At 61.1% G+C, this 13,906-nt stretch carries 10 protein-coding genes; 3 read left to right on the top strand and 7 right to left on the bottom strand.

What is annotated here, in order from left to right; translation table 11 throughout:
- Positions 1-144: 144 nt before the first annotated feature.
- From PQG80_RS06125 to PQG80_RS06115, 3 genes are all read right to left on the bottom strand, one after another.
- Positions 145-1,218, bottom strand: coding sequence for a glycosyltransferase family 4 protein (locus tag PQG80_RS06125; RefSeq protein WP_271750336.1), 1,074 nt, complete (start codon positions 1,216-1,218; stop codon positions 145-147).
- A 236-nt stretch (positions 1,219-1,454) separates the two neighbouring features.
- Positions 1,455-1,679 carry a helix-turn-helix domain-containing protein gene (locus tag PQG80_RS06120; protein WP_271750335.1) on the bottom strand — a complete coding sequence of 75 codons (225 nt, stop codon included), beginning with the start codon at positions 1,677-1,679 and terminating at the stop codon, positions 1,455-1,457.
- 190 nt (positions 1,680-1,869) lie between these two features.
- On the bottom strand, positions 1,870-2,634 hold the full coding sequence (locus PQG80_RS06115) for a YhcN/YlaJ family sporulation lipoprotein (protein ID WP_271750334.1): 765 nt from the start codon (positions 2,632-2,634) through the stop codon (positions 1,870-1,872).
- A 229-nt stretch (positions 2,635-2,863) separates the two neighbouring features.
- Between PQG80_RS06115 and PQG80_RS06110 the strand changes: the two genes are divergently transcribed.
- From PQG80_RS06110 to PQG80_RS06100, 3 genes are all read left to right on the top strand, one after another.
- Complete coding sequence (locus tag PQG80_RS06110) at positions 2,864-4,648, top strand: S-layer homology domain-containing protein (protein ID WP_271750333.1); 1,785 nt, start codon at positions 2,864-2,866, stop codon at positions 4,646-4,648.
- 185 nt (positions 4,649-4,833) lie between these two features.
- Positions 4,834-6,396: a response regulator gene (locus PQG80_RS06105; protein ID WP_271750332.1), complete on the top strand. Its 1,563-nt coding sequence runs from the start codon at positions 4,834-4,836 to the stop codon at positions 6,394-6,396.
- Positions 6,389-8,233, top strand: a complete 1,845-nt coding sequence (locus PQG80_RS06100) for a cache domain-containing sensor histidine kinase (RefSeq protein WP_271750331.1) — start codon at positions 6,389-6,391, stop codon at positions 8,231-8,233. The genes PQG80_RS06105 and PQG80_RS06100 overlap by 8 nt, the downstream gene beginning before the upstream one ends.
- A 68-nt stretch (positions 8,234-8,301) precedes the next feature.
- Here PQG80_RS06100 and PQG80_RS06095 read toward each other — a convergent pair whose 3' ends face one another.
- The 4 genes from PQG80_RS06095 to PQG80_RS06080 all read right to left on the bottom strand — a co-directional run bounded on the left by PQG80_RS06095 (position 8,302) and on the right by PQG80_RS06080 (position 13,876).
- On the bottom strand, positions 8,302-9,909 hold the full coding sequence (locus PQG80_RS06095; protein WP_271750330.1) for an ABC transporter substrate-binding protein: 1,608 nt from the start codon (positions 9,907-9,909) through the stop codon (positions 8,302-8,304).
- Between the two features lie 59 nt (positions 9,910-9,968).
- Entirely contained in the window at positions 9,969-10,907 is a 939-nt protein-coding gene (locus PQG80_RS06090) for a carbohydrate ABC transporter permease (RefSeq protein ID WP_271750329.1), read from the bottom strand.
- 22 nt (positions 10,908-10,929) lie between these two features.
- Complete coding sequence (locus PQG80_RS06085; protein WP_271750328.1) at positions 10,930-11,847, bottom strand: ABC transporter permease; 918 nt, start codon at positions 11,845-11,847, stop codon at positions 10,930-10,932.
- A 262-nt stretch (positions 11,848-12,109) separates the two neighbouring features.
- The gene (locus PQG80_RS06080; RefSeq protein ID WP_271750327.1) at positions 12,110-13,876 is read right to left on the bottom strand and encodes a DUF4091 domain-containing protein; all 1,767 of its coding nucleotides are present in this window, start codon (positions 13,874-13,876) and stop codon (positions 12,110-12,112) included.
- Between the last annotated feature and the right edge of the window lie 30 nt (positions 13,877-13,906).

Raw genomic sequence — 13,906 nt, 5'->3', positions numbered from 1 at the left:
TATGTAAACCTGCGCTTCTCATAAGGAGAGGGCTGCACCGGCGAAAAGCGGGCTTATTCGCACGGAATGCGACCCAAACTTCAAGATTGCGCGCTATTAAGAGCAATTAAAGCGATTTCCCTCGAATATCGCGAATACGAGCGCTCAGCCGATGCCGAGCGCCCGCAGCATGAGAAGCATATTGGCCACGTAAAGGCCCGGCGCGAACCGCTCCAGGACGTAGTGTCTGCCGATCGACCGGATCCGTTCGCGGAATCCGCCGTCCAGCAGCAGCGCTTCCCCGAGATCCGCCGCGACCGCAATCCCCTGCTGCGGATACAGCAGTCCGGTCAGGCTGTGCTCGATGAACGCTCTGACGCCGTCCGAGTCCGCCGCCACGACGGGGCAGCGGCATAACAGCGCTTCTCCGACCGCGTAGCCGAACCCTTCGGTGACCGACGTCGAAGCGAGAAAGCCGCCCGAATCCCCGATAATCGACAAGTAGTCGGACATCGCCAGATTCGGCACGTTAAAATGACGCTGAATCCGGCCCGCGAGCCCAAGCCGCGCGACTTCCGCCGCGAAGGCGGCCTCCTCGTCCGGATGACTAAGCGTCGGATCCTCGAACATCCACAGATGCACGTCGTGCCCCCGCCTCGCGAGCTCGGCGCCGATCTGGAGATAAGCCCGCCAGTTCTTGTTGGGCTCGATGCGGCCGATCCACCCGACGATCGGGTGGGGATGGATCGGCACGGGATGGTATCCGAAACGCTCCGTATCGAGCAGGTTGTCGAACGAGAACTGCGCGATGTCGCCGTACATGCCCTGAAACAGTTCGCTTAAATGAGATGTCCGCGGATACAGGATCGCATTCGCGATGCCGCGCAGGAAAGGGGATGCGCCGAGCAGCGTCTCTCGGGCCTGCTCCCGGGAGCCCAGGCCTTGCGTCTCGAAGATCAGCGGCTTGTCGAATCCGAGCCGGCGGAATCGCCCCAGCGTCAGTACGTCGTTGGACACAAAGACCGCATCGTAGCTTTCCCGCTTCAGCAGCTCGCGGATCTGCGCGTCGTCGTTCGTAATGAACGTCGGAATGCCCGCCGTGTTGTTCTTGATCCCTTCGCCGTTCCAGAAATAAAGAAGATGGCAATCCACGCCATGCCGGCGCAATGCCTCCGCGCGAAGCCGGTTCAGCGTCTCCATCCCGCCGCTCGGCAGGTAGTAAACGAATAGAAGCCTCATTCCCATCGGCCTCCCGTTCTGGTCGCGTACGTCCATTCTTACTTATTGTATTCGGCGGGCGGCAAAGCGTATGGACCGGTGCGGGGAAACGCGAAGAAAGAGGATGTCGGCGCCAAGACGAAGAGGCGACGCGCGGCGCGGCGCCACGGTGCGTTGTCCCGACAAACCAAAAACCTTCTTTTCCGCCGCCGTCGAGCGGTGAAAAGAAGGCCGGTCCGCGTCCGGATCGCTCCGGATCAGATTTTCAATTCCCCGAGCTTAATCAGCTCAACGACCGCTTGCGAACGACCTTTGACGTTCAGCTTTTGCATGACGTTCGAAATATGATTTCGAACCGTCTTCTCGCTAATGAAAAGCTGCTGGGCAATGTCGCGGGTCGTCTTGTCCTGTACCAATAGTTCGAACACTTCGCGTTCCCGATTGGTAAGAAGGAATTTGTTCTTGTGGTCGCTGCTTCTCAACGTATGTCACCCCTCCTTGCCCGGGATTCAGATGCTTGCAGGGTGAAGGGTACAGTCGATCTATCATATGAGGAGCGGCATTGGCTGGTGCGGTCGGCAAATAAAATGGGCGCGGAAAGAAAAAAACGAACGGCCTGGCGCATAAACGCGGCAGACCGTTCGTCGTAAATTCAAGCGTTCTTCATGAAAACTACGGGCGGGAAACGTTATTCATATGCGGGTGGCGGGCGAAGCCTTGGGTCGTTCCGCCGCCTCCGTTACCGTTCCCCGCCCCGTTGCCGTTGCCCACACCGCTGCCGCCGTTGCCCGTGCCGTTGCCATTGCCCATACCGTTACCGTTGCCCATGCCGCCGGCGGCCGTACCGTTCAGCGTGCCGGTGCCGCCGCCTTCGTTGCCGGTAACCCGGGTGCCGTCCTCTGCGTTCGGAAAAATGCGGTTCACGATCGCGTTGAACTCCGTCAGGAGTCCTTGGATCGGATGCCCCTGCCGCGCTTGGTCCGCATAGCCGCGCATCCGGTCGCCCCACTCCGGGTTGGACGACACGTACACGTGGTCCGTCGCGGGAGATTGCGCCCGGACCTCGTCGGCGATCTCGCCCTTCAGCTTGCTCGAGAGCTCGCGATCCCCCTGGCCTTCGGACATGATCGCGACGTAGGCGTTGCGGTCGGACTTGACGACGAACGCCGACTTGACGTCCGGTCTGGCGGCCAGGCGGTCAGCGATCCGCTGGTCCGACTCGAGTCGGGTATTGTCGTGCATGCCGACGATATTGTTGTTCATGCGCTGCGTGCCGTTCATGCGGTTCATCTCGTTGCGCTGGTCGTCGGCGAACCGGTCGTTCATGCTCTTCGTCCTGATGTTCGAATTGCCCACTTCGCCTTGCTTGTCCGAGCAGCCCGCCGTCGCGAGCGCCGCCGTCAATATAAGCGCGGCTGCCGTTCGTTTATGCCACATAAGCTCGACTCCCCTTTTTATCGCTGATGGTTGGAACGATTGGTGCGCCAATGGTTAGAATGGCCTGCCGCAAATTACGCTATTCGTAATATCAGCCGATTAAGGCAACTTCCGCGCGGATAGTGAATGTCAGGGGCGGAGCCTGCGGCTTAAAATGGACGTTACATCGCAGAAATGCAAACGCTGCCATCATGGGCAAAAAATCGACCCGATGCGAGGAGGAAACGTAATGAAATTCGCAAAATGGCGCGGCGCCGCGGCCGCCCTGCTCTTGTTCGCGAGCGTCGGATGGTCCGCCGAGGGGGCGAGCGCCGCGGAGAGCGGGAGCGCCTCGTTTGAACTGAAGGCGGCGCATGCCTCCGTCAAAGTGAACGAACCCTTCGCCGTGACGATCGAGGCCTCGGGTCTCAGCCGCATGTATGCGTACGAGGTGTTGGTCCAGCTGCCGGACGGAGTCTCGCTCGTCGGCGCCGAGGACCGGCTGCCCGGCGGCCTGTCGGCCGCTCCGGCCGTGATTGGCCATACGGTCCGATACGGGGCGACGAAAACGGGACGCGATCCCGGAATCGACGGCTCGCATGTGCTGGCCAGCCTCACCTTGAAAGCATCGGCCGCGGGCGACGCGGAAATCACGCTGACAAGCGTCAAGACGCTCGATCCGGATCTGGCGGCCGTGACCTATGCGCAGCCCCGGACGGTTAAGGTGCATGTCGCCGCAGGTGGGGCCCAGGGCGGGAACGGCAACGGGAACGGCAATGAGAATGGGAACGGTAATGGCAATGGCAACGGAAACGGAAACGGAAACGGAAATGGCAACGGGAACGGCAATACGCCTGGCGGCAATAACGGCCAGTCGCGCACGTCCGACGAGCCGATCGCGATCGACGCAAAGGCAGGCGAAAATCTGGCGACCTCGGCCCGGATCGTCGTTGAAGCGGACAAGCCCGTACAGGCGGCGCTCTCTCTGCTGCAGTCCTGGGCGAAGACCAACCCGGATGCCGTCCTTGAACTGAACGCCGGCGGCGCGACTTATTCGCTGCCGCTGGACGAGCTGCTCTCTCCGGCTTGGTTGGCCCGACTCGGCGCAGACGCCGGCCAGGCGAACGTCGTGATCCGCGCGGCCGAGGCGACGGACGACCAAGCGGACCGGGCGGAGCGCGGGGCCGCCGGACTCGGCGCCAAGCTGCTGGCCAAGCCGTACGCGTTCGATGTGTACGCGGCGCTGCCGGACGGCCGGACCGTGACGCTCGACCGGTTCGCGTCGTACGTGTCGCGCTCGTTCAAGCTCGGCGGCGAAGTCGATCCGAGCCGGACGACCGGCGTCTACGTCGACCCGACGACCGGCGAGCTGCGACCCGTGCCGACGTCGTTCGGCGTCGTGAACGGGGAAGCCGTCGCGGATCTGTACCGGCAAGGCAACAGCGTCTATGCCCTCGTCCAGCTGGACAAGTCCTTCCCCGACCTGGCGGGACACTGGAGCCGCGAGACGGTAGAGACGATGGCGAGCAAGCTGCTCGTCCAGGGGATCTCCGAACGGCGCTTCGCGCCCGATCAAGCCGTGACGCGCGCCGAGTTCGCGGCGATGCTGACCCGCGCGCTGGCCCTGAACGATGGGGATGAGGGCCAGCCGTCCGCATTCTCCGACGTCGCGACGGCCAAGTGGTACGCCCAGGCCGTCGGCGCGGCCGCTGCCGCGAAGCTCGTAGAGGGCGATCCGGGCGGCGCCTTCCGCCCGGACGCGCCGATCGCGCGGCAGGAGCTCGCGGCGATCCTGAAGCGCGCGGCCGACTACGTCGGCAAGCCTCTGGCCGGCGCGGGAGCGGGCGCCCCGGCGTTCGCCGACTTGCAGGAAGCGGCCGCCTGGGCGCGGCCGGCGATCGCCGAAGCCGCGGATGCGGGGCTGCTGTCGGGCAGCGGACAGAATGCCTTCAACCCGCTGGCGAAGACGACCAGGGCCGAGGCCGCGGTCGTGCTGAAGCGACTGCTCGCGCACGCCGGCATGTTCGGCGAATAGGAAGTAACGGTACGGCCCTCCTCTTCCCGCAGCGGAAGCCGGGAGGGCTTTTTTCATGCGCGCCGCCGGGTCGCTGCGCCCCCCTCATTTTTAAGACTTCCTGTTCAAAATTAAGATATAGCCTTTCGCGCCGCCAAAAGAGATTATAATGAGGCTAACGATCATCGCGCGCAGGGAGGAATACGATGAAGCTGCTGCTCGTGGAAGACGAACAGTTGATACGCAAGGGGATCTTGCTCAAAACGGATTGGAAACGGTGCGGCATCGAAGAGGTCGAGCATGCGGAAGACGGCAGCGACGCCGTCCGGATCGCGGAGCGGTTCCGTCCCGACATCCTGCTCACCGACATCCGCATGCCCCGCATGGACGGGATCGAAGCGGCCCGGACGATCCGCGGCTTCTGTCCGAACGTGCGCATCATCTTCATGAGCGGATTCTCGGACAAAGAATACTTAAAAGCCGCGATATCCCTGCAATCCGTGCACTATCTGGAAAAGCCGATCCGGCAGGACGAGCTGCAGGAAGCGCTCCAGGGCGCGGTCAACCTGGTGATGCACGAGCGGCGGTCGAACCTCGGCGAATCGGAAAGCCAGCCGCTGATCAAACGCGAGATCGCGGCGCTCCTCCTCGCTCCCGACTATCCGTCGGACAGGCTGGCGCGGCTGCTCCCGCTGCTCGGCCGGCCGGCGTCGGACGGGTCCGCCTGCGTGTGCGCCATCCTCAAGTGGCATCGCCCCGCAGGCGCCGGCCCCTCCTCCGATGCCGTGCTCCTGTCGCTGGAGGATACGGCCGGCGACGCCGAGTTGGACTGCTATTGCCTCCGGAAGGACGATTATCACTTCGTCATTCATCTATGCGCGCGCCAGGAACGCCACCCGGCCTTCGCGGCGCGGCTGCAGGACTGGATCGAGCGCGTCCGGACCCGCCTGCCCGACCACCCCGGCTACCATCTGGCCATCGGCAGACAGGTGCAGGGCCTGAACCGGTCCTACGATTCCTACGTCTCCGCCGTCCTCCAGCTCCAGAAGAGCTTCTACCGTCCGCCGAACGCCGTGCTCCGGGAGACGGACGCTGAGGAGCGCTCCGACGCCTACATGTTCGACGACGAACGCGCGGAGGCGTTCGCCTCTGCGCTCCATCAGGGCGGCGCGGAGCAAGCCCGGCAGTGGCTGGAGAATCTGGCCCGCGAGATCCGGCAGCATCCGCACACGGCGGTGTCCTATACCAAAGGCGTCTATCTGCAGCTGTACCAGATCATCCGGCAATTCGGCAAGGAAAGCGGAATTACCGAGTTTAGGCAGGATGCCTCCGTGGGCCCGTTCGCGGAGCGCCTGCACGCCTGCCAGCGTCTGGAGGACCTGCGCGCGCTCCTGAACGGCGAGCTGGCCGCCCTGTTCGAGCGCCTCGACGCGCGCAAGGGCAACTCGATCGTCCGGCAGGTCATGCAGTACGTCGAGCGGCATTACCAGAGCCGGGAGCTGTCGCTCTCCGAGATCGGCGAGTTCGTCGGCGTGACGGTCCCGCACCTTTGCTCCGTTTTCAAAGAAGGCACCGGCGTAACGATCAAGCAGTACGTGTCGGAATACCGGATCAACCGGGCCAAGGCGCTGCTGGCGAACCGCGAGCTCAAGCTGTTCGATATCGCGCTGCAGGTCGGCTACGCGGACGGGGAGTACTTCAGCAAAATGTTCAAAAAAATCGCCGGCATGCAGCCGTCCGAGTACAGGAAGCGAATCGTCGATGCTTAACGCGCTCAACAGGATATTGCTCAAGCTTAAGCTCAAGCACAAGCTCCTGCTGTCTTATCTGCTCCTGATCCTGCTCCCGATCCTCTATCTCCAGCTGTACGCTTCGGGGAAGATCGCGGGCATCATCCAGGAGATGGTCAGCTTCTCGCTGAACCAGAGCTTCAATCAGACGCACTCGTTTCTCTCCTACAAATTAAAGCGAGTCACCGATACCTCGGACCTCATCGCGCTGGACGAGGACCAGCTGACGCGCATCCTGCGGCGCGATCCGTCCGCGTACTCCCTCTACGAGCAGCTTGAGGACGGGAACAAGCTGAGCGTGTTCCTCGAGTCCTACCGGGACGGCACGGACGTGGCCGCCGTGAGACTGTACCTTCCCGACGGATTCTTGTTCGCGAGCGAGGGCAGCTCTATGTTCAGGCTGAGCGCTGCGCAAAAGACCCCATGGTTCGCGCAATTGGAGGCCGCGCAGGTGAAGCTCATGTGGTTCTCGGGACTTGAGGATCCGACGGGCGGCCCCGATGCGCCTCACGTCACCTCACTCGTCCGGCTCATCCGCGATCCCGATCATTACAACCATACGATCGGCCTGCTGCGGCTGGACCTGGACGAGCGCGTGCTCAAGGAGATCGTGTCGCGCGCCAATACGGTCAAGAACAGCCTGACTTACCTGCAGCGCAGCGACGGCACGATTCTGATCGCCTCGGACGAAGCGCTCTTGAAGCGGTACTTGCCCGACGCGGAGACAGAGGCCAGCGCCTATCCCCTGGAGAATATCGACGCCGGCGCCGCGGACGCTCCCGCCATCCTTCCTTCCATGCCGACTGCGGCGAGCGCGAATGAATCGATCGTGAGCAAGGGAGAGCTCGAATTTCTCCAGCTGCGGATTCCCGATACGGATCTGACGATGGTGACGGCGATTCCGCGGTCGGAGATCGTGGAGAAAAGCGCGAGCCTGCAGCGCAGCCTGCTGGTCAGCCTGATCGGGGTCGCGCTGCTCGCGATGCTGCTCGCCCACGCCATATCGCTGAATATGACCCGGCGCATCACGCACCTGAGCCAGAAAATGAAATCCATGGAGACCGGCGCGCTCGAGCCGATCGTGAAGCCCGCGGGCGAGGACGAGATCGGGGAGCTCATCCATAGCTATAACGCGATGTCGCGCCAGCTCGCCCTGCTCAAGGACGTAGAGGTCAAAGCCGTCAAGTCGGAAATGAAGGCGCTGCAATCCCAGATCAACCCGCATTTCCTCTACAATACGCTCGACCAGATTAACTGGATGGCCCAATTCGGCATGAACGATCAGATCGCCTCGCTCGTGCAGTCGCTCGCACGGTATTACAAGCTGACGCTCAGCAACGGGCAGGACATCATCACGATCGGGCAGGAGCTGGAGCTGATCGCCTACTATGTCGAGATTCAGAATGTGCGGTTCGAACAGAAGATCGAGCTGGTCATGGAGGTCGAGGAGGAATTCCTGCCGGGCCTGATCCCCAAGCTGACCCTGCAGCCGATCGTCGAAAACGCCATTCTGCACGGCATTCTCGGCAGCGAAAACCGCGAAGGCAGCATTACGATCTCCTGCGAGCGCAAGGCCGACAGAATCGTGCTGACCGTCATGGACGACGGCGTAGGGGTCGACGAGGAACAGCTCGGACGGTTGCGGGCCGGCGCCAGGTTCCAATCGTCCGGTAGCGGCTACGGCATACGCAACGTGCAGGAACGCATTAAAGTGTATTACGGCGAGAGCTACGGCCTGCGGTTTTTCAGCTCGCCCGGAGACGGCATGGCGGTGGAGATCCATATCCCCTTCGTCGTCGGCGCGGATCCGGCTTAAGTTCGATCCAATAGGAAAGCGGCGGTTCCCGGGAGGGAGCCGCCGCTTCTTGTTATTCTGTCTTCTTGTTATTCTGCCTTCTTGCTCGCCACGTACGCGTCGAGCTGCTTCTGCATCTCGGCCTGCACCTTGTCGAGTCCCGCCTGCTTCATCTTTTCGATGACCTCCGGGATGCCCTCCGAGGGCTTGACGAGGCCGAAGTAGATCGGGAGCAGGTATGTCTTCTGGACGTTGGCCAGGGCGGCCAGCTCGTTTTTGATGTTGGCATCGTCGAGCGCGAACGTTTCGAGCGGACTGTGAATAATGTTGTTTTCCTTCCACTTCTTATAGAACGATTGGAGCACATCGCCTGCAGGACCGTCGAGCGTGCGGACGAGCTCCGTTCTCCAACCCCATGGACATACGCCGTCGGGCGGATATCCGGTAGCTCCCGCCGGAAGCACCTTGTACCTGTCTTCGCCGACCGGCTCCCAGTGCTTGCCCTTGATCCCGTAGGTCGTCAATTCGAACAGCTCCCGGTCGTAGCGGAGCAGGTCGAGCACCATGAGCGCCCGCTCGGGATGCTTGGAGGTGGCGTGAATGCCGACGCCGTTGTTGATGAGCGGATCCTGGAAGCGCTTCGCTTCCGGCGAGAGATCGTAGATCTCGACCTTCCACTCCGGATGCTTCAGGTTCATGGCTTCCATCGTCGAGGACGCCGTGAGGATGTTGCCGGTGTCCGCCGCCATCTTGCCTTCCTTGAAGGCCGCGTGCCAGTCCGTCTTGGCGACGATCGCGTCTTTGGGCCATGCGCCCGTTTGCGCCATGTCGTACATCATATCCAGCTTCGCAAGCGCTTTCGGGTCTTCCAGATAGTTGGTAAGCTGCGGCGATTCGGACTTCATATCATAGACGAGCGGCGCGCTGCCGTGCACGAAGCGCTTCTCGAGATCCAGGAACAGAATAGGCGCGCCCGAGCCGTTAAGCGTAGTCGGCGGTCCGTTGTAAGCGACGATGCCCTTCTCGTTCTTTGCGATCGTCTTCACGTAGTTGACGAAGTCCTCCTGCGTCTTGAGTTCCGGAATATTGTACTTCTCCCGCAAATCGCCGCGGACCATGGCCACGGAGGAGCCGGATTCGAAGGCGTCCTGCGGCACCATATAGATCTTGCCGTCGATCTTGGCCTGATCCCAGCCGACCGGGTCCTGATTCGCCCACGTATTCGGCGCGTAGGTCTTCATCAAATCTTCCGTCAATTCGAGGAATCCGTCCTTGCGAGCCGTCGGATTGTAGAACGCCCAGCTGGCGGTGAAGGCCATGTCGAAGTCTTCGTTCGCCGCGAAGAGCAGCGGGTACTTCTGGTTCATTTCGTTCCAGTCGAGGAAACGCAGTTCGAGCTCGGCGTTGACCTTCTCCGTCAGAATCTTGTTGACCTGCGCGTATACCTCGTCCGTGTCCGGCGCCTTCGGCCCGACCAATACCATTTTCAGCTTGACGTGCTCCGAGGTATCGATCGCCGGCGCCGAAGCGCTGGCCGTAGGCGAGGCGGATGCGCTCGCCGATGACGTTGCCGTCGCGGAAGCCGACGGGCTCCCCGAAGCCGCGTTATTCCCGTTGCCGCCGCTGCAGGCGCTGGCTAACATGCTCATGGCCAGAACCGCGGACGTGCCTAACCAAGCTTTCTTCTTTTTACTCACATGCGTCCCCCCATTTGGGTTTATAAAATGCTTGCTATGATAAACCGAAAAATCCGGCTTTATCCTTTGACTGCGCCGATCGTCAGGCCTTTGACGAAATAGCGTTGGATGAACGGATACAAGAAGATGATCGGCCCGGTTACGACGATGGTCAGCGCCATCTTCAGGCCTTCGCCCGGCATATCCGGAACGGGGCGTCCGCTTTTCTCCGCCACGATCTTCAGCCCCTCGATGTTGCCGAGCACCTTGTACAAGTAATACTGCAGCTCGTACAAGCGCTGATCGCTGATGAAGAGCAGCGAATTAAACCAGTCGTTCCAATAACCCAGCGCCACGAACAGGCCGATCGTCGCCAGCGCGGGCTTGGCCAGGGGCAGGATCAGGCGCATGAAGATCGTGAAGTCTCCGGCGCCGTCGATCTTGGCGGACTCGGTGATGGCGGCGGGAATGCTCCGCATGAAGCTCTTCATGACCAGAATATAGAACACGTTGACGAGCGGGAGCAGCAGCAGCACCCAGTAGGTATCCTTGAGCTTGAGATAGTTGACGACCAGAATGTAGAGCGGGACGAGGCCGCCGCTGAACAGCGTCGTGAAGTAGAAGAAAAACGAGAAGCCGTTGCGCCACTTGAAGTCCGGCCGCTGCAGCACGTAGCTGCACATCGCGATCACGAACAGCGACAGGACGGTGCCGAGGACGGTCAGGGAAACGGTGACGCCGTATGCCCGGAGGATCTGCTCGGGGAACCTGAAGACGAACCGGTAGGCTTCCAAGGATAAATCCGTTGGGATCAGCTTGAAGCCGTCCATCATAATCGCCCGCTCCGACGTGAACGAGCCGCTGAGGATGAGCAGGAAGGGCAGTATGCACAGCAGGGCGACGAATGTAATCCATACGAACGAGATGGCGTTCATGATCCATTGGTCCGCGCGAATCTTGGGGCGGGGCTTCCGGACGATGCCGGCGGCTGCCACTCGGGTATCGGTTGCCGAATTCATCTAGCGGGATGCTCCTTTCCGATTAGAACAAAGCTGAGTCTTTGTCCGCTCTGCGGACGATTCCGTTCACGAGCAGGATGGTGGCGAAGCAGAGGATCGATTGATAGAATCCGATGGCAGCCGACATGCCGATCTCGTTGTTCTCCACCAGCGATCTGTAGACGAACGTATCGATGACGTCGGTCGTGCCGAACAGCAGACCGTTGTTGCCGATCATGTTGTAGAAAAGGCCGAAGTCGCCGCGGAAGATATGACCGACCGACAGCAGCGTCAGGACGATCATCGTAGGCTTGAGCGAAGGAATCGTGATATGCCAGATGCGCTGGAAGACGTTCGCGCCGTCGGTCTCGGCCGCCTCGAACATCTCGGAATCGATGCTCATGATCGCCGCGAGATAGAAGACGGCGCCGTAGCCTACTGCTTTCCAGGCGGAGAAGAATACGAGGAGGAACGGCCAGACGCCCTTGTCGCTGTAGAAGTTGAACGGCTCGAAGCCGAGCGAGCGAAGCAGGGTATTGATGGTGCCGTGCTCGAAGTTCAGCAGATTGTAGACGATCGTGCCGACCACGACCCAGGATATAAAGTAAGGCAGGAACAGCATCGATTGACTGATCTTCTTGAACCATTTGCTCTTCAGCTCCGACAGCATGATGGCGATGCTGACCTGAAGCACCAGATTGATCGCGATGAAGGCGACGTTGTAAAGGACGGTGTTGCGCGTCACCCGCCAGGCGTCTCCCGAGATAAAGAAAAACTTGAAGTTCTCGATGCCGTTCCAAGCGCTTCCAAGAATGCCTTTGCCGTAGGTGTATTCCTTGAAAGCGAGGATCAGGCCGAACATGGGGAGGTATTGAAACAGGACGACGAAAAACAAAGACGGGACCAGCATGAGCAGCATCGTTTTGTAGTTCATAAAGTCGCGCATGAACGCGGATTTCATGGATCTCTCTCCTTTCGCGGGCTGTATGGCGGCGGTCGCCGCGGACGGCTCGCGTTCTTCCGGTTGTCTGACCTTAATTATAGTGGGGTATTCGGCCGGTTCGTCCCCCCTAAACTTTCGATTTTCTGTCAGGAATTAAGATGTCTCGCAATAAAAAAAGCGCCTCCGCCGATGCGAAGATCGCAAAGGGGAGGCGAAGCTTGAAGCTGCTAGCAACCTATCGATTGAGCGCGTTAAACGGACCCGGCGCCGGCTCTCTTGCCTATCGGGTCGCCTGTCCCGCGCCCGCGAGCTCGGCCAGCAGGCCGCCGACGATCGCTTCGCAGGCGTCGTCTTCGAGCAGGAACAGCTCTTCGCGCGTGCGGCGCGACTTCGGGTGCAGCTCCGATAGGTCGTTCCACAGGAATACCGTCTTGAGTCGCTCCGCCAGCCGCTCCCGGTCTCCGCCGCCGCTCACGTATCGCTGCATGATGTCGAAGTCGCGTATGCCCTTCTGCAGCAGCTTGTAGCGCAGCGACAGCATCGGCGTCCCGTCCCTGCCCGGGTAGACGAAGTTCGTGTCTCCCGCCGGAAAGAACGGCCCGTGGTACGTAATCCGCCTTAGCGGGTCGTTCGGCCACACGGTGTAATTCCACCGCAGAAACCCGTCCATTTTCAAAAACCACGATAGCCACGGAATCAGACGGCTCTCCAGCGGATGCGAGTTGATGAACGTGTTGGGCTGCTTGTGCGTACAGGCCACATAGTAGAGCATTCGCCCCGTCTTGTTCTGCACGAGCTCCGCGACCCGGTCGTGCTCCTTGGCCACGGAGTCGAGATTCAGCACGTAGTCCGTGAGCCCCTCGATATTCAGCTCCACGAACTCGGCATGATCGAGCGCCGCCTTGTAACGGAAAGAAGGCGCCATCTCCTTCAGGGTGTTCAGCCTGCCCACGAATCGCTTGAGATCCGCCGGCTCGTCCGCCACGACCCTGACCCGGTCGATCCAACCGCGGTCGATGAAGTTGCGCTCCAGCGCCGTCACGTAGGCGGCGAGCTCGTCCTTGTCCCGCATGTACTTGTACGTCCGGCTAGCCCCGTCGAAGTAACGAATCCGGACCGCGTCGTCCAACGCCTCAATGACCCGTCCGTAGCCCGCATCCTCGAGCATCCAGATGTTGAGCAGACCGAACACCTCGATCTCCTGTTCGATCCGGTGCTTCATGCACAGCTCCACGTAGCGGTTCAGCGCGCCGAAGTCATAATGCCACTCGCCGTCCGGTCGCTTCGTTACCTGCACGATGTTGTATTCGAACAGATTGGCCGGATCGATGCGGTCGTAGCAGGAGGACTGTCCCGACCAAGGAATCTCCGATACCACTAGCGTGCTCGCCTTTTGCCCGAGCGCCGAGAGCGAGGCTACGTAATTCTCGATGATCTCGAAGTGCCTGTCGCTCCACAGCTCGACGTCGTATTTGCGGGCGATGTTCGCGTTGTGCTGCCACAGGTCCAGATAAAACCCGTGATCGGCCGGATCGTTAAGGGTGACGTCCGCGACATGGACCTCGAACGAGAGCTCGCCGACCGGCGTCTCGTCCTCGAAGAGCGTATGCCGGTAGACGGTAATCCGGGGCTCGTACCGCCCCGGCTTGACGTCCCGGTCCAGCTCCAGCTCGACCCAGACGGGCTGCGCCCTGCGCTTTTCCACGTGGATGCTCGTCTGCGGCAGGATCATGTCCGACTTGAGCTGCCGGTCGTCGTCCTCCACGAGGCCGATCAGATTGGCCTTGATGGCGCCCGGCTTCAGGCCTGGCGCGTCTACGTCCACCCGCACGATCTCGATCGGTCCCCGCTCGTAGAAGCAAGGATCCGCTCCCACGCTGACCAGCATCTCCTCGTCCGAGTAGATCAGCAGCTGGACCGCAGCCCTGTCGTTGCGGCCGCAGGTCAGCGAGATGGACTTGGGCTCGCCGAACGGCGCCGAAAACTTGTGAAGGATGCCGAATACGTACTTGAAGCTCTCATGCTCCAAGCCTAGCTGAATGGGCAAGACGGACACCTCTTTCGTTTGTTGTGCGAG

The sequence above is a fragment of the Cohnella rhizoplanae genome, assembly GCF_948329515.1.
In the GTDB taxonomy this organism is placed as follows: domain Bacteria; phylum Bacillota; class Bacilli; order Paenibacillales; family Paenibacillaceae; genus Cohnella; species Cohnella rhizoplanae.
The sequence above is the reverse complement of the archived record's forward strand: the minus strand, read 5'-3'. Positions and strand labels throughout refer to the sequence as shown.